Source organism: Streptomyces sp. NPDC059003 (genome assembly GCF_042740445.1).
GTDB lineage: Bacteria > Actinomycetota > Actinomycetes > Streptomycetales > Streptomycetaceae > Streptomyces.
Genome location: NZ_JBHYJH010000012.1, coordinates 76,196 through 91,980 on the forward strand (window position 1 = coordinate 76,196; position 15,785 = coordinate 91,980).

A 15,785-nucleotide genomic window follows, 5' to 3' on the forward strand; every position below is an offset into this window, starting at 1 on the left:
GGCCTTCTCGCTGTCTGTGCGCCGCCAGGGACTCGAACCCCGGACCCGCTGATTAAGAGTCAGCTGCTCTAACCAACTGAGCTAGCGGCGCCTGCTGACAGAGAAAATATTACCTGGTCCCAGGGGGTGCTCGTGACCACCGCCCCGTGCGGCGGGACCGTGCACCCGGTGAGGGCGGACCGCGGGCTCAGAGGGCGAGGGAGAGCAGCACCGGCGCCGCCCTGCGGTTCAGGGTCTCCGCGGCGGCCCGCAGCCGGTGGGCGCGCTCGACCGGCAGGGACAGGGCGAGGGAGCCGACCGTCGCGCCCGCGGTGATCGGGACGGCGGCGCAGACCGTGCCGACCGCGTACTCCTGGAGGTCGAGGACCGGGACCGTCGGGGCCTGGGCGGCGAGCCTGCTCAGCAGGATCCGCTCGCTGGTGATCGTCCGCGAGGTGAGCCGGGCCATCTTGTGGCGGGAGAGGTGGTCCCGGCGCCCGTTCACGTCGAGCTGGCCGAGGAGGCTCTTGCCGACCGCGCTGGCGTGGGCGGCGACCCGGAAGTCCACCCACTCGTTGACCTTGGGCGTGCGCGGGCCGTCCGCACAGTCCGTGACGCGGATCTCACCGTCCACATAGCGGCTCACGTACACCGCGGCGCCGATCGCGTCGCGCAGGCCGCCGAGGGTGTCCTGGAGCTTGTCGCGCAGGACGAGGCCCCGGTCACGGGCGGAGCCGAGCCGGGAGAGCGAGACCCCGGGGACGTACGCCCCGTCGGTGATCTGCTCGACGTACCCCTCGCGGCGCAGCATGCGCAGGAGCGGGGTCAGGCGCGCCGCGGGCAGCCTGGCCTCGCGGCACAGCTCGGACTCGGTCACGCCGCTGCCGCGGCGCGCGACGACTTCGAGGACGCGCAGGGCGTGCTGCACCGACTGGTGCGCCGTCGTCTCGTGCTGCAACGCCACAGTTCCCCCCACGGAACAGTTCCAGACAGCTGGACAACGTCCACGATAGCTGTCAAATCCCCTCCGGGGAGAGGGTGTTGACAAGCCAGGTGGCGCACTTCCGACCTTTCGGGTCGGGGGCGCGCCACCGGCTCACAACGCGGCCGTCGCGGCGCGGCGACCCCGGCCCCGCGTCACAGCACCGCCGACAGGAACTCCCGGGTCCGCTCGTGCTCCGGATCGCTGAAGATCTTCTCCGGCGGCCCGGACTCGATCACGCGGCCCGCGTCGAACATGAGCACCTGGTCCGAGATGTCCCGCGCGAAGTTCATCTCGTGCGTCACGCAGAGCATCGTGATGTCCGTGGTGTGCGCGATGTCCCGCAGGACGTCGAGGACGCCCGCCACCAGCTCCGGGTCGAGCGCGGACGTCACCTCGTCCAGGAGCAGCACCTGCGGCCGCATCGCGAGGGCGCGGGCGATCGCGACGCGCTGCTGCTGGCCGCCCGAGAGCTGCGTCGGGTACGCGTCGCAGCGGTCCCCGAGCCCGACCATCTCGAGCAGGTCACGGGCCCGCTGCTCGGCCTCGTCCTTGGGCAGGCCGAGGACGGTGACGGGCGCCTCCGTGATGTTGCGGAGCACCTTCATGTTCGGGAAGAGGTTGAACTGCTGGAAGACCATCCCGATGTTCTTGCGGACCTCGCGGACGTGCTTCTCGCCCGCGGGCACGAGCTTGCCGTTCTTCTCCTCGTGCGTCAGGTACTCGCCGCCGACCTTGATCGTGCCCTCGTCGGGCTTGAGCAGCGTCATCAGGAGCCGCAGGATCGTCGTCTTGCCGGATCCCGAAGGACCGATCAGCGTCACGTGCTTGCCGGAGTCGACGGAGAAGTCGAGCTCGTCGAGGACCGTGTTCGACCCGAAGCGCTTGACGACCTTGTCGAAGCGGATCAGCTCGCTGCCGTCGACCGCGGGGTTCGGCTGTTCTTTGGAAAGGCTGGTGTCAGCGGACAAGACGGCGCTCCAGGGCTCGCAGGAGGAGGGACGACGGGTAGGCGATGAGGATGAAGGCGACGCCGACGACGGTCAGCGCCTCCGTGTACTGGAAGGTCTGCGCGGCCTCCAGACGGGAGCGCTGAAGCAGCTCAAGGACGCCGATGCTGGCGAGCAGCGGGGTGTCCTTGAGCATCGCGATGACGTAGTTGCCGAGCGCGGGCACCACGCGGCGGATCGCCTGCGGCAGGATCACCGCGGTCCACGTGCGCGGGTACGACAGGCTGAGCGCCTTGGCGGCCTCCCACTGGCCGACCGGCACGGCCTCGATGCCCGCCCGGTACACCTGCGCGGTGTACGTCGAGTAGTGAAGGCCGATCGCGACGATGCCGGTCGTCTCCGCGGAGAACTGGATGTCCCACTCCGGAAGCACGAAGAAGAGGAAGAACAGCTGCACCAGGAGCGGGGTGTTGCGGATGAACTCGGTGATCAGGCTGACGGGCCAGCGGACGAAGCGCGTCGGCGCCCGGAAGGCCAGCGCCCACACGAGCCCGAGCGAGAAGGAGATCAGCGAGCCGAGCACGAGGATCTGGAGGGTCTCGACCACGCCGTCCCAGAAGTGCGGCATGAAGTCGGCGACGGCGCCCCAGTCCCACTTGTCCGCAGTGTTGTTGCCGTCGTTCATCGGGACACACCCCCGCCCGTGACGCCCGCGCTCCTCAACTCGTCGGACTTCGCCGATGGCTGACGGAACCTCAGCCACGGCCCGATGCCCTGGCGCGGCTCCGGGAACTGCCCGACCCCGGCCTTCGCCTTCCGCTCCAGGACCTTCATGCCGCGCGTGAGCAGGAAGGCGATCACGAAGTAGATGACGAGCGTGATCGAGTAGATCTGCGCGCTCTCGGTCGTGGCGAGCCGCACCAGATAGGCGGCGAAGGACACGTCGCCGATGCCGAGCATGGAGACGAGCGCGGTGCCCTTCAACAGCTCGATCAGCAGGTTGCAGAACGACGGGATCATCTCGGGGACCGCCTGCGGCAGCAGGATGAGCCGCATCCGCTGCCACGGCGTGAAGCTCAGCGCGACCCCCGCTTCGCGCTGGGCCGGGGCCACCGCGTTCAGGGCGCCGCGGACGATCTCGGCGCCGTAGGCACCGTAGGAGAGGCCGAGCGCGAGCACCGCGGCCCACATCGGCACCAGCGCCCAGCCCACGAGCTGCGGCAGGACGAAGAAGATCCAGAACATCAGGACGAGCGCGGACGTGCCCCGGAATATCTCCGTGTAGAGCCCGGCGAAGAACCGCACGACGCGCAGCCGGTGCGTACGGGCGATGCCGATGCCGAAGGCCACGACGGTCGCGAGCGCGGCGCTGTACAGGGTCAGCTGGATGGTGATCCAGATGCCGGGCAGCACCCACTGTTCCCACAGACCCGCTGTCATCGGCACAGCTCCTTGGCGGTCAGGGTGGTCATCTCGGCCTGCGTGAAGCCGAATCGTTTGAGCACCCGGAAGAGCTCGCCGCTCTTCTTCATCTTGTGGATCTCCACGTTGAAGGCGTCGCGCAGCCCGGTGTCCGTGGGCCGGAACGTGAAGCCGCCGCCGTCGACGTGCTTCTTGCCGTCGATGACCGGCGCGAAGGCCTTGGTGGCCTCGGCCCTGCGGCTCTTGCGCACCACTTCGCGCGCGGTCAGGGCGGTGCCTCCGAAGACGTCGATGCGCCCGGCCTCGACGGCGTTCATGCCGGCGACCTGGTCCTGGAAGATGACGATGTCGCTCTCGCGGTACCCGGCGGCGACGGCGTAGCCGATCTCGGCGTACCCGGTGCCCGTACCGAACTTGGCCTTCTTCCGCACGACGTCCTGGTACGTGTGCAGGCCCATCGGGTTGCCCTTGCGGACGATGAAGGAGTCCAGCATCTGGTACTCGGGGTCGGAGAAGATGACCTTCTGGCAGCGCTCCTTGTTGATGTACATCCCGGCGGACACGACGTCGAACTGCTGGGTCGTGAGCCCCGGGATCAGCGAGCCGAACTCGGTCGCGACGGGCTGCACGCTGTCGACGCCGAGCCGCTTGAAGATGATCCTGGCGAGCTCCACCGCCTCGCCGGTGAAGTCACCCTCGTCGTTGATGTACCCGTACGGCGCCTCGCCCGCGATGCCGAGCCGCACCGTGCCCTGCGACTTCAGGCGGGCCAGGGTGTCGCCCGTCGGCACGCGGCTGCACCCCGCGGCGCCGAGCGCCCCGGCCGCGCCGAGACCGGCGACGGAGGCGAGCACGGCACGCCGCCGCGGGCCTCTTCGCGTCCCTTTCGGTGCTCTCTGTGTCTGATTCGGGTTCCTCAGTGGTGGAGCCATGGGCGCGCGGCTACCCGACTCGATGCGAGATATGCCGGTGACTTCGAGCCCCTGACCCGATCGTTGTCGTCTTGACGCGGGCCGTGATCCGGGGAGGACCATGGGGTCCATGGCAGACCGCTACATCGAAGTCGCCCTGGCCAAGCGCGGTGTCCGCGCGACCGCGAAGCTCCTGGACGAGCGGGCTCCGGTGACGTGCGCCGCCGTGTGGGACGCGCTGCCGCTCGGCGGCGACGTCTACCACGCGAAGTACGCCCGCAACGAGATCTACGCCCTGTTCCCGGCCTTCGCGGCCGAAGAACCCCCCTTGGAGAACCCCACCGTCACCCCCATCCCCGGGGACCTGTGCTACTTCACGTTCACCGGGACCGAGCTCGGCACCACGTCGTACGGCTACGACAGCGCCCAGCGCGGCACGATCGTCGACCTCGCCCTCTTCTACGAGCGCAACAACCTCCTGATCAACGGCGACGTCGGCTGGGTCCCCGGCATCGTCTGGGGCCAGGTCGTGGAGGGCCTCGACCGCATGGCCGAGGCCTGCGGCGACCTCTGGCGCGGGGGAGCGGAGGGGGAGACCCTCCACTTCCGCCGCCTCTAGCCGCGGGGGCGGGGGAGCGACGGCACCCCCGCCTCGTACAGCGCGTGCGCCGCCCTCAGGACCAGCCCGTCCGCGAACCTCGCCCCCACCAGCTGCACCCCCACCGGCAATCCGTCGCCGTCCACCCCGCAGGGCACCGTCCCCGCCGGCTGCTGCGTGAGGTTGAAGGGGTACGTGAACGGCGTCCAGCCCGTCCACCGCCGCGCCCCGCCGCCCGGCGGGACCTCGACGCCCGCCGCGAACGCGGTGACCGGCAGCGTCGGCGTGACCAGCAGGTCGTACGTCTCGTGGAACCGCCCCATCCGCCGCCCCAGCTCGACCCGCACGTCCACCGCGGCCAGATAGTCGAGCGCGCTGTAGCGCGCGCCCCGCGCGCAGATCTCCTGCAGGCCCGGATCGAGCAACTCCCGCCGCGCGGGCGGCAGATGCTGCGCGACCCGCGCCGCCCCGCTGAACCACAGCGTGTGGAACGCCTCGACGGGATCGGCGAAGTCGGGATCGGCCTCCTCGACGTACGCGCCGAGCGAGGCGAGGGTCTCCACCGCGCCCCGCACCGCCGCGGCCACCGCGGGCCGCACCGCGACCTGCCCGCCGAGCGTGGGCGAGTACGCCACCCGCAGCCCCCGCACGCCCCCGCGCAGCTCGTCCCGGAAGCTCCCGGCGCGGGGCCCGACGCAGGACCAGTCACGGGCGTCGGGCACACCGATCACGTCGAGGAGCAGCGCCGCGTCCGCCGCGTCCCGCGTCATGGGGCCGACGTGCGAGAGCGTGCCGAACGCCGACGCCGGATACAGCGGCACCGTGCCGTACGTCGGCTTGAGCCCGAAGATCCCGCAGAACGACGCGGGGATCCGCACGGACCCGCCGCCGTCCGTGCCGAGCGAGAGCGGCCCCGCGCCGAGCGCGACGGCGGCCGCGCTGCCGCCGCTGGACCCGCCCGCGGTGCGCGACGTGTCGTACGGATTGCGGGTGATCCCGTGCCGCGGGCTGTCCGTCACGCCCTTCCAGCCGAACTCGGGCGTGGTCGTCTTGCCGACGAACACGGCGCCGTGCTCGCGCAGGCGGGCCACGGACGGCGCGTCCTCGTTCCAACTCCCCTCTTCCGCCACGGCCTTGGAGCCGCGGAGGGTGGGCGCGCCGCGCTGGAGCAGGATGTCCTTCACGGTGACCGGCACCCCGTCCACCAGGCCGAGCGGCTCGCCCGCGCGCCAGCGCGCCGCGCTCTCCTCCGCCCGGACCAGGGCGTCCCGCTCGTCGACGCGGACGAACGCGTTCACGGCGGGCTGGATCTCCGCCGCCCTGCGCAGCACCGCCCGCACCACGTCGACGGGGCTGAACTCGCCCTTGCGGTAGCCGTCGACCAGGTGGACGGCGGTGAGGTCCGTGAGCTCGGTCATGCGCGCTCCTTACGTGAACGGATCGGATTGCGGGGGCGACGGATCAGTGTCCGGGGACATACCCACGTTTCTTGTCGACCACGTTCACCAGCGGCCGACCCGCCTCCCAGCGCCCGTACAACTCCACGAACTGCGCGCCCAGTTCGTCCCGCCAGCCGACCGTGTCGCCGCTCATGTGCGGCGAGACGAGCAGCCCCGGCGCGGTCCACAGCGGGCTGTCCGGCGGCAGCGGTTCGCGCTCGAAGACGTCGAGGGCCGCGCCCGCGATCCACCGCTTCGACAGGGCCGCCACGAGGTCGTCCTCCACGACGAGCTGGCCGCGCCCCACGTTGATGAAGCGCGCCGACGGCTGCATCACGCCGAAGCGCCGCTCGTCGAACATGCCGCGCGTGTCGTCCGTGAGCGGTGCCGCGCACACCACCCAGTCGGCGCGCGCGAGCAGCCGGTTCAGGTCGTCGGGCCCGTACACGCCGGTGCGCGGGGTGCGGCCGACGAGCGCCGTCGTGATGCCGATCCCCTTCAGCATCCGCACGATCGCCCGGCCGATCGGCCCCGAACCCACCACGCACGCGCGCGTGCCCGCGATCCGCTGGCTCTCGCGGTGCCGCCAGGTCCGCTCGCGCTGGAGGTCGAGCGTGCGCGGCAGGTCCTTGGCGAGGGCGAGGACGAGCGCGGCCACGTACTCGGCGATCGGCCGGTCGAAGACGCCGCGGGCGTTGGTCACCACCGTGTCGGACGCGGCGAGCTCGGGGCACAGGAGCCGGTCGACGCCCGCGCTCGCCGTGTGCACCCAGCCGGGCCGCGGCCCCTCGCCGGGCCAGGCGCGCCGCACCGCGTCGGACAGGAAGTCCCACACGAGCAGGACGTCGGCGTCCGGGAGGCGCGCGGCGAGGGTCGCCTCGTCGGCGTGCAGAATGCGCGCGCGCCCCGTGAGCGCGCCGAGGCGCGGTGGGGGCGCGGGCGCCGGCGCGTCGAGCACGAGGACCGTGGGGGCGACGGCGGCCCGGCCGGACCCGGCACTTTCGGACACGGCGGAGAAACCATTTCGCAACGAGAGCCCGCTTCCCTGGTAAGGGCGTCTGGCCGACCTGCCGAGCACCTGGCGCCTGCTGACACGTGACGCGAACCGCCCGCGACTGTCTGAGATGCGCGGATTGACCACGCTGGCACCCGAACCTACCTTCGTCAACAGAGGCGGTTCCGTACGCGGATCAGTACCCGGATCAATGCGGGGATCAGTACGTGGTCCCGTATCCCGGACCGGCGCGAGACCCCCGTGCGAGACCGCCACCGCGGGACCCTCCCGCGTCCCCGTCCCGACGTCCCGGCGCGTCGCCGCCGCCCGCACCACTTCCGGCCCCCGGCCGGCCCTGTCCCCGCTCGCACGACTTAAGGGCCTGCTCATGGACGTCACTTCGTATTCGTCGTACGCGATGTTCCGTGGACCTCAGCCGCAGCGAGGCGTCGGCGTCGTCGCCCCCTTCGACTTCGCCCTCGACCGCGAACTGTGGCGCTGGGTCCCGGACGAGGTCTCCCTGCACCTGACGCGCACGCCGTACGTGCCCGTCGAGGTCAGCCTGGACCTGGCGCGCCTGGTCAGCGAGCACGAGACGCTCGCCGAAGCGGTGCGCGCCCTGTCGGCCGCCGAGCCGGAGGTCCTCGCCTACGCCTGCACGTCGGGCAGTTTCGTCGGCGGCATCGCGGGCGAACGGGCCATGTGCGAGGCCATGGCCCGCGAGGGCACGGTGGCGTCCGTGACCACGTCGGGCGCGCTCCTGGAAGCGCTCGACGAACTGGCCGCGCACCGCATCGCCCTCGTCACGCCCTACACCTGGTCGGTGACCCGCGCCCTGGAGGAGTTCCTGGCCGAGGCGGACGTGGCCGTCGTGGGCCGCGCCTACCTGGGGCTCACCCGGCACATCTGGAAGGTGTCGTACCGGGACGTGGCGGACATGGCACGGCGCGCCGTGCGCGGGCCGGTGGACGCGCTGTTCATCAGCTGCACGAACCTCCCCACGTACGACGTGATCCCGCAGCTGGAGGCGGAGCTGCGGGTCCCGGTCCTGTCGGCGAACCAGGTGACGATGTGGTCGGCACTGCGACGGTTGGGTACGCGTGCGGTAGGGCCCTACCAAGCGCTGATCGACGCGGGCGCGCGGCCGGGCGCGGAGGAGCTGACGGCGCCGCTCGGCGCGCCACCGCTCGACCCGCCACCGGTCGCCGCGCTCGAACCCTCGGCGCTCGACCCGGCGGCGTACGACCCGGCGGCGTACGATCCGCAGGTGCCGCCGCCCGCGCCGGCGGCCCCGGCGACGCCGCCGGCTCCGCAGGTGCCGACGGAGGGCCTGCCCGACCCGCCGCCCGCGGGTCCCGGGCCCGCGGGACCGGAACCCGCGGGACCCGCAGGACCCGCCGCCGAAGGAGGCTGGACTTGACCGCACTCGGATTCCTCTATCCCGGCCACTCCGCCGAGGACGACTACCCCCGCATCGAACAGCTCATCGGCTCCGACATCCGCCTCCAGGTCGTCCACACGGACATCGGCGAGGACGCGCACCGCGTCGACGCCCTCCTGGAGATGGGCGCGCCGGGGCGCCTCGCCGCCGGGGTCGAGGAGCTCCGCCTGACCGGCGCGGAGGCCGTCGTGTGGGCATGCACCAGCGGGAGCTTCGTGTACGGCTGGAAGGGCGCCCACGACCAGGTGCGCGCCCTGGCCCGGGCCGCGGGCCTGCCCGCGTCGTCGACGTCCTTCGCCTTCGCGCACGCCGTACGGGAGGTGGCGGCGTCCCGTGTCGCGGTCGCCGCGACCTACCCCGAGGACGTGGCCGACCTCTTCGCCGGCTTCCTCGCCGACGCGGGCACCGAGGTGGTGGCGCTGCGGGGGAGCGGGATCATCACGGCGGCGGAGGTCGGCACGTGGGGGCGGGACGAGGTCCTGGCCCTCGCCCGTGCGGGCGACCACCCCGAAGCCGACGCCCTGCTCCTGCCCGACACCGCCCTCCACACCGCCGCGTACGTCCAGGAGCTCGAGTCCGAGCTCGGCAAGCCGGTCCTCACGGCCAACCAGGTCACCGTTTGGGAGGCCCTGCGCCTGGCGGGCCGCCGCGTCAACGCCCCGTCCCTGGGCGCCCTGTTCACCCGCCAGCCGGTGGTCCAGGTCCCCGTCGACTGACGACGGCGGGGGACGGGCCGACCGGCGGCGAGGCACAGCCCGTCCCACCTGCGGGGAATAAGCGGAGACCGCCTCCTGTTAGATCGTGGCGTAGCTCAAGACGCCCGCCCGAGCAGGAGGCACCCGTTGGACCGCAACGAAGAGGGAATCCACGGCCCGCGCCACGGAACCGCCCCCACCCCCCTCTCCGTCCTGGACCTGGTGACCGTCGGCTCCGGCCGCACCGCCACCGACGCGCTGCGCACCTCCGTCGAGCTGACCAAGCTCGCCGAGTCCCGCGGATACCACCGCCACTGGGTGGCCGAGCACCACTCCATGCCGGGCGTGGCCTCCTCGTCCCCGGCGGTGATCCTCGCCCACCTGGCGGCCCACACGAACCGCATCCGCCTCGGCTCCGGCGGCGTCATGCTGCCCAACCACGCCCCGCTGGTCATCGCCGAGCAGTTCGGCACGCTGGAGGCCCTGGCCCCGGGCCGCGTGGACCTCGGCCTCGGCCGCGCACCCGGCACGGACGGCGCCACCGCGGCCGCCCTGCGCCGCACCGACCGCCTCCACGAGGGCGCCGACGAGTTCCCCCAGCAGCTCGCCGAGCTGACCCGCTTCCTGGACGACGACTTCCCCGACGGCCACCCCTACGCCCGCATCCACGCGGTCCCGGGGCCCGTCCAGGCCACGTCCCCCGGCGGCGTGCAGTCCCCGCACCGCCCGCCGATCTGGCTCCTCGGCTCGTCCGGCTTCAGCGCCCGGCTGGCCGGCACCCTCGGCCTGCCGTTCGCCTTCGCGCACCACTTCTCCGCGCAGAACACGATCCCGGCGCTCGACCTGTACCGCGACGCGTTCCGCCCGTCCGCGGTCCTGGCCGCCCCGTACGCCCTGATCGGCGTCTCCGCGCTCGCCACGGACGACGAGGAGGAGGCGCGCCGCCAGGCCAGGGCCGCCGCCCTCAACATGATCCGCCTGCGCACCGGCCGCCCGGGCCTCGTCCCGACCCCGCAGGAGGCCGCGGCGCACGTCTTCACCGACGCCGAGCGGGACTTCGTCACCAGCTGGAACTCCAACGTCATCCACGGCACCGCGGAGCAGGTCCGCGCGGGCCTCGACGACCTCGCCAAGCGCACCGGCGCCGACGAACTGATGCTCACGGCCAACGCGCACGGCGGCGACGTACGCCTGCGCAGCTACGAACTCATCGCGGACGCCTACGGACTGCCGAAGAGCACTCCGTAGCGGCCGGGGGTGAGGGCGCCGCCCCCGACGGGGGTGGGGGCGGCGCCGTACCCCGCGCCCACCGCGCGCCTACGCGGCATCGCCGTCCACCGGCAGTGCGGAGACCTCTCCGGGGAGCACGGGCACGTCTCCGGAGAGCGTGGGTACGTCTCCGGGGAGCGTCGGTACGTCTCCGGGGAGTGTGGGTACGTCTCCGGGGAGTGTGGGTACGTCTCCCGGGAGCGCGGGCGCGCCCCCAGGGAGCGCGGGCACATCTCCGGGGAGCACGGGTGCGTCCTCCAGAAGTACGGAGATACGATCCGCCCCCACCGCCCGCGAGTACAGCCACCCCTGCCCGGTGTCGCAGCCGATCCTGCGCAGGCGCTCCGCCTGCCCCGCCGTCTCCACGCACTCCGCGGTGACGGTGAGCCCGAGCTGGTGGGCGAGCCGCACCATCGCCTCGACGATCACCTCGTCGGCGTGGCTGCCGTGCTCCGCCCGCTCGTCGCCGTCCTCGTACTGGAAGCCGCGCACGAAGGAGCCGTCCAGCTTCAGGACGGACACGGGCAGACGGCTGAGGTAGGCGAGGTTCGAGTAGCCGGTGCCGAAGTCGTCGATGGCGATGCGCACCCCCATGTCGCTCAGGGCCTGGAGGGCCTGCAGGGGGCGCCCCGCGGAGCCCATGACCGCCGACTCGGTGAGCTCCAGCTGGAGCAGGCGCGGCGCGAGGCCGGTCTCGTCCAGGATCTGCGCCACGTCCGCGACGAGGTCGGAGTCCCAGACCTGCCGCACGGCGACGTTGACGCTCACGAACAGCGGCTCCCTGTCCGGGTGTTCGAGCTGCCACCGGCGCGCCTGCCGGCAGGCCGTGCGCAGCACCCAGCGGCCCAGCTGCACGATCGACCCGTCTTCTTCAGCAAGTCCGATGAACCGATTCGGCGTGAGCAGGCCGAACTGCGGATGGTCCCACCGCACCAGCGCCTCGACGCCCCGGAGCCCGCCGTCCTCCAGGCTCACCAGAGGCTGGTACTCCAGGACGAACTCGTCCCGCTCGACGGCGGGCCTGAGCGAACTGGCGAGGGCCTGACGGGTCATGCGGTGCGCGTTGCGCTCGGGGTCGAACAGCGTCCAGCGGGCCTTGCCGTCGGTCTTCGCCCAGTACAGCGTGGTGTCCGCGGCCTGCATCAGACCGGTCGTGGTGGTCCCCGCGGCGCGGCGCTCGACGACGCCGATGGAGGCCGAGAGCGAGAGTCTCTGCCCGGACAAGTCGAATGGTTCCTGCAGGGCCCGCAGGGTCGCGTCGGCGAGCTCCGTCAGCTGGTCGGTGCCCGTGGAGTCCTCCACGAGCAGCGCGAACTCGTCCCCGCCGAGCCGCGCGACCAGCGGCGCCGACGCCCTGCCGTACGCGGCCCGGTCGGCGCAGGCGGTCAGCCGCTCGGCGACGGCCGCGAGCAGCCGGTCGCCGACGCGGTGCCCGAGCGTGTCGTTGACGGCCTTGAACCCGTCGAGGTCGAGATAGCAGAGCCCGACCCGGCCGGTGCTCGTGTCGTCGTACGCACCCGCTTCGAGGGCCGAGGCGAGCCGCTCGAAGAACAGGGCGCGGTTGGGAAGGCGGGTCACCGGATCGTGCATCTGCAGATGGCGGAGCCGGGCCTGCAGGTCGCGCCGTGCGCTGATGTCGGCGGCGGCGAGCAGCACCGTGCCCGTCGGCCCCGCGCGCCCCGGCAGCGGCGACACCGTGACCTGGGTCCACAGCGAGTGCCCGTCGGGGTGTTTGAGGCGGCGCGTGCAGCGCAGCTTGGCCTGCCGGCCGCGCAGCACCTCGCGGTACGCGTGCCAGGTGCGGGCGTCCGACGCGAGGTCCACCAGATCGGCGGCGACGCGCCCGGTGAGCTCGGCGGCGTCCGTGCCGATCAGCGCGGCGAACGCGTCGTTGGCGCAGACGACGAGGCCGTCGCGGTCGACGACGGCCAGGGGCAGGGGGGCCGCGGCGAAGGCGGCGTGGTAGTCGGCGGGGGCGTAGGAGCCTGCCCGACGTGATTGGTTACGCTCTGTGATGGCGGGCCGCGTGCGGCCCGGTGCTGTGACCGTTGTCGTAGTCGGCCCTTCAGACGTTCCGTTCACCGCTTGCTCCCGCAGTGCAATTGATCGAGCAGGTCGATGGGGCCCCTGGTCCTGGCGGGTCTGGGGTGGTGGCCGACCGGATGGCGGGCGGCCGTTGGGGCCGGGAAAGTGTGCCGATCATAGAGGGTGGTCCGCGGTGGCTACAGCCGCTTCGTGAGCCAGAGCCGGGCCCAGGATCACCGGCAGATCGTTTCTGCTCGGCACTGCCCGCCTTTCTCCCGACACGGACCGGTTGTGACACTGAGTGAGTGCTCGGAGTGTCGTCCCTCTGACCGTTCTCACTCGACCGGGTCAGACAAACTGGGCGAAGTTCAACAAAATATTTCAAGGTGGGTGAGGTGTCTCGCATTCCGCATCCGGAGGTCGACGTGGAGCGTCAGCTCCCCCCTTGGCGGCTCACCCGTGGAGGGGAGCGCCGGCGCCTGCGCAGCGCGGCGGCCCTGTTCACCGGCCTGACCGCGTTCGCCGCCACGTCCCTGGTGGCGGGCCCCGCGATCGCCCACGGCGCGGCGGGCCCGTGCGCCCTGCGCCGCACGTCCGCGCACCACTCGGAGGGGCTCGACACCTGGAACGCCGCGTACCCGCGCCCCACCCGGTCCCTCGACGCGGTCCTCGTCTTCCTGTCCTTCCCGGACTCGCCGCCCCTGACCTCGCCCGCGGAGCTGACCGCCGACCACTTCCCGGCCACCAGCGACTTCTTCGAGCGTGCCTCGTACGGGCGGTTCCGGTTGCGCGCGCATCCCCAGTCCGAGTGGATCGCGATGCCGCAGGCCTCCACCGCGTACGCGATAGAGCGCGACTGGAGCCCGCGGCTGCGCGGCGCCTACCTGAGGGACGCGCTGGCCGCGGCCGATCCGCACGTCGACTTCTCGGCGTACGACATCGTGTACTTCGTCGCGGACCCGGACGCGCCGGGCGTCGACTCGGACGCGACGAAGGTGGTCAACTTCGACCGCCCGATGCGCGCGGACGGCAAGGGCATCCGGCGCATCGTCACGGTCTTCGAACGCCACCCGCCCGACCGCAACGTCCTCGCCCACGAGACGGGCCACGTCTTCGACCTGCCGGACCTCTACCACCGCCCCACCGACGGCAAGGGCGACTGGGACACCCACGTCGGCGACTGGGACGTCATGGGCAGCCAGTTCGGCCTGGCCCCCGACCTGTTCGGCTGGCACAAGTGGAAGCTCGGCTGGCTCGCGCCGCGCCAGGTGGCGTGCCTGCGGGGCGGTACGAAGCGGCTGACCCTCGACCCGCTGTCGTCGCCGCCCGCCCGCGGCGGCGTCGGCGGCACCAAGCTGGCGGTGGTCCGCACGGGCCGCGGCACCGCCGTGGCCATCGAGGCCCGCGGTTCCCTGGGCAATGACCGCGCGACGTGCGGCGAGGGCGTCCTCGCCTACCGGGTGCGCAGCGAGACGGCGTCGGGCCGCGGCCCCGTCGAGGTGATCGACGCCCACCCGCGCTCGGCGTCGTGCTGGGGCGACTCGGTCTATCCGCCGCTCGCGGACGCGCCGGTGCGGGTGGGGGAGAGCTTCACGGTGCCGGACGCGGGGGTGCGGATCGAGGTGGAGGGCCGCATGGCGTCGGGGGCGTGGACGGTGACGGTGACGGCGTCCTGAGCGCCGTGACCTTCACGTCGACAGCCACTCTGTGAGGGGGGTGTGGGTGGGCGAAGCCCCCCACAACGCGCGGCGAAGCCGCGCAAGAACAACGATGGCGAGACAGGATCGCGCTTTCCGCGATCATGCCTCGCCATCGACAACGTGCGCCGCCAGGGACTCGAACCCCGGACCCGCTGATTAAGAGTCAGCTGCTCTAACCAACTGAGCTAGCGGCGCCTGCTGACGTCGTAGACCTTAGCATCCTGATCGGCGGAGGGAAAAATCGATATACGCACCGCCGGTCCCGCCGCCGCGCGGGCGGCCCGTACGCACGCCCAGAGGACCACCTCGGGCCCCGGCAGCCAGGGCCTGCGGGTGTCGGGGGCGACCAGCCACCGCGAGCCGAGCCGGTGGTCGCTCCAGGCGCCGTGGGCCAGCGGGGGCACGGTGACGGCGTCACCGGCGCCGTGGCACAGCAGCGACGGCACGGCGGCGCCCCACTCCTCCCACTCCAGGAGGGCCGGGAGGCGCTGGGCCGTGCCGGGGGCGACGAACAGCAGGACGCGCCCGCGGTGCGCGGCGACAGGGCCGGATCCCGGCCCCTCGTGCCATAACCGGTCGACCATCCGCCGCCCGAAGACGGCGGGCACGCTCACCACGTCGAACACGGTCCCGCAGGGCAGCACGGCGGGCGCCGTGGGCCGGGCCCGCCAGTCGGCGAGCACCCCGCGGGCGTACGTTTCGGCGGACGTGAGCCAGGCGGCCCCGTCGGCCGTGACGTCGGCGGCGGACCGCTCGCTGGTGTGGGGGAGGGGGATGCTCATGCCAACTACATGTACGGGTGGTGAGCACCCCGTCCCGCAGAGTTGCCGAAACCGGGGACAGGGCGGCGCGGCCTCCGGTACCGTGCCCCGCCCGGCATATGCCAGCGGGTCTTACGGAGCCTCGTCGGTACCGCGCAGCAGGTCCCGCCCGAACTCCACCATCTTCTTGGCGTAGTCCTCGGTCCACTGGGCGCGCTCGGCGATGGCCGCGGGGGTGAGCCGGTCGAACCGGCGCGGGTCGGCGAGCTGGGCGGCGGCGATCGCCTGGAACTCCACGGACCGGTCCGTGGCGGCCCGGAAGGCATGGGTCAGCTCGGTCGCCCTGGTCAGCAGCTCACGAGGGTCCTCGATCGACTCCAGGTCGAAGAAGTGCTCGGGGTCGGCGGCGGCCTCCGCGGGTTCGAAGAGCAGCGGCGCCGGGCGCATGCGCTTGCCCTGTGCCGGGGGTTCCGCCATGTCCACGTTCCTTCCCTAGTACGCCGGCTGACCACCCCCATTCTCCCTTGCCCCGCAAGGCCGTGGGGGTGGTGGTGTCCTCGCGGGGGCGCCCCAGGCCCGCCCCTTCCCGAAACTAGGGGGCTCCGCCCCCTAGGACCCC

General features: G+C 72.5%; 15 protein-coding genes and 2 tRNA genes. 5 read left to right on the forward strand and 12 right to left on the reverse strand.

The window, feature by feature from the left end; genetic code table 11:
- Positions 1-17: 17 nt before the first annotated feature.
- The 6 genes from ACFWZ5_RS08250 to ehuB form a co-directional block, all read right to left on the reverse strand.
- A tRNA-Lys gene (locus ACFWZ5_RS08250) sits at positions 18-91 on the reverse strand.
- Between the two features lie 96 nt (positions 92-187).
- Complete coding sequence (locus tag ACFWZ5_RS08255; protein WP_384794789.1) at positions 188-943, reverse strand: IclR family transcriptional regulator; 756 nt, start codon at positions 941-943, stop codon at positions 188-190.
- Between the two features lie 173 nt (positions 944-1,116).
- Positions 1,117-1,932, reverse strand: coding sequence for an ectoine/hydroxyectoine ABC transporter ATP-binding protein EhuA (gene ehuA, locus ACFWZ5_RS08260; RefSeq protein WP_384794787.1), 816 nt, complete (start codon positions 1,930-1,932; stop codon positions 1,117-1,119).
- Positions 1,922-2,596, reverse strand: coding sequence for an ectoine/hydroxyectoine ABC transporter permease subunit EhuD (gene ehuD, locus ACFWZ5_RS08265; RefSeq protein WP_384794785.1), 675 nt, complete (start codon positions 2,594-2,596; stop codon positions 1,922-1,924). The genes ehuA and ehuD overlap by 11 nt, the downstream gene beginning before the upstream one ends.
- Positions 2,593-3,351, reverse strand: coding sequence for an ectoine/hydroxyectoine ABC transporter permease subunit EhuC (gene ehuC, locus ACFWZ5_RS08270; RefSeq protein ID WP_384794783.1), 759 nt, complete (start codon positions 3,349-3,351; stop codon positions 2,593-2,595). Before ehuC ends, ehuD begins: the two co-directional genes overlap by 4 nt.
- A complete protein-coding gene (ehuB, locus tag ACFWZ5_RS08275) occupies positions 3,348-4,265 on the reverse strand; it encodes an ectoine/hydroxyectoine ABC transporter substrate-binding protein EhuB (protein ID WP_384794781.1) in 918 nt (305 codons plus the stop codon). Before ehuB ends, ehuC begins: the two co-directional genes overlap by 4 nt.
- 109 nt (positions 4,266-4,374) lie before the next feature.
- On the opposite strand from ehuB, the gene ACFWZ5_RS08280 reads away from it, so the two are divergent.
- Positions 4,375-4,863 (forward strand): DUF3830 family protein, encoded by a 489-nt coding sequence (locus ACFWZ5_RS08280; RefSeq protein WP_384794779.1) that lies wholly within the window; start codon positions 4,375-4,377, stop codon positions 4,861-4,863.
- Here the strand turns inward: ACFWZ5_RS08280 and ACFWZ5_RS08285 are convergent.
- Together ACFWZ5_RS08285 and ACFWZ5_RS08290 are read right to left on the reverse strand one after the other, a co-directional pair.
- Positions 4,860-6,260: an amidase gene (locus ACFWZ5_RS08285; RefSeq protein ID WP_384794777.1), complete on the reverse strand. Its 1,401-nt coding sequence runs from the start codon at positions 6,258-6,260 to the stop codon at positions 4,860-4,862. The genes ACFWZ5_RS08280 and ACFWZ5_RS08285 overlap by 4 nt on opposite strands.
- 43 nt (positions 6,261-6,303) lie before the next feature.
- On the reverse strand, positions 6,304-7,290 hold the full coding sequence (locus tag ACFWZ5_RS08290) for a D-2-hydroxyacid dehydrogenase (protein WP_384794775.1): 987 nt from the start codon (positions 7,288-7,290) through the stop codon (positions 6,304-6,306).
- A 373-nt stretch (positions 7,291-7,663) separates the two neighbouring features.
- Between ACFWZ5_RS08290 and ACFWZ5_RS08295 the strand changes: the two genes are divergently transcribed.
- From ACFWZ5_RS08295 to ACFWZ5_RS08305, 3 genes are all read left to right on the forward strand, one after another.
- Positions 7,664-8,695: a decarboxylase gene (locus ACFWZ5_RS08295; protein WP_384890539.1), complete on the forward strand. Its 1,032-nt coding sequence runs from the start codon at positions 7,664-7,666 to the stop codon at positions 8,693-8,695.
- Complete coding sequence (locus ACFWZ5_RS08300) at positions 8,692-9,432, forward strand: decarboxylase (RefSeq protein WP_384805374.1); 741 nt, start codon at positions 8,692-8,694, stop codon at positions 9,430-9,432. The genes ACFWZ5_RS08295 and ACFWZ5_RS08300 overlap by 4 nt, the downstream gene beginning before the upstream one ends.
- Before the next feature lie 126 nt (positions 9,433-9,558).
- Complete coding sequence (locus ACFWZ5_RS08305) at positions 9,559-10,659, forward strand: LLM class flavin-dependent oxidoreductase (protein WP_384805364.1); 1,101 nt, start codon at positions 9,559-9,561, stop codon at positions 10,657-10,659.
- A 69-nt stretch (positions 10,660-10,728) separates the two neighbouring features.
- On the opposite strand, the gene ACFWZ5_RS08310 is transcribed toward ACFWZ5_RS08305, so the two are convergent.
- On the reverse strand, positions 10,729-12,762 hold the full coding sequence (locus ACFWZ5_RS08310; RefSeq protein WP_384805366.1) for a putative bifunctional diguanylate cyclase/phosphodiesterase: 2,034 nt from the start codon (positions 12,760-12,762) through the stop codon (positions 10,729-10,731).
- A 338-nt stretch (positions 12,763-13,100) separates the two neighbouring features.
- On the opposite strand from ACFWZ5_RS08310, the gene ACFWZ5_RS08315 reads away from it, so the two are divergent.
- A complete protein-coding gene (locus tag ACFWZ5_RS08315; protein WP_384805368.1) occupies positions 13,101-14,381 on the forward strand; it encodes a M6 family metalloprotease domain-containing protein in 1,281 nt (426 codons plus the stop codon).
- Positions 14,382-14,526: 145 nt separating this feature from the next.
- On the opposite strand, the gene ACFWZ5_RS08320 is transcribed toward ACFWZ5_RS08315, so the two are convergent.
- From ACFWZ5_RS08320 to ACFWZ5_RS08330, 3 genes are all read right to left on the reverse strand, one after another.
- Positions 14,527-14,600, reverse strand: a tRNA-Lys gene (locus tag ACFWZ5_RS08320).
- Entirely contained in the window at positions 14,591-15,187 is a 597-nt protein-coding gene (locus ACFWZ5_RS08325) for a bifunctional DNA primase/polymerase (protein ID WP_384805370.1), read from the reverse strand. Before ACFWZ5_RS08325 ends, ACFWZ5_RS08320 begins: the two co-directional genes overlap by 10 nt.
- 111 nt (positions 15,188-15,298) lie before the next feature.
- A complete protein-coding gene (locus ACFWZ5_RS08330; RefSeq protein ID WP_384805372.1) occupies positions 15,299-15,643 on the reverse strand; it encodes a hypothetical protein in 345 nt (114 codons plus the stop codon).
- Between the last annotated feature and the right edge of the window lie 142 nt (positions 15,644-15,785).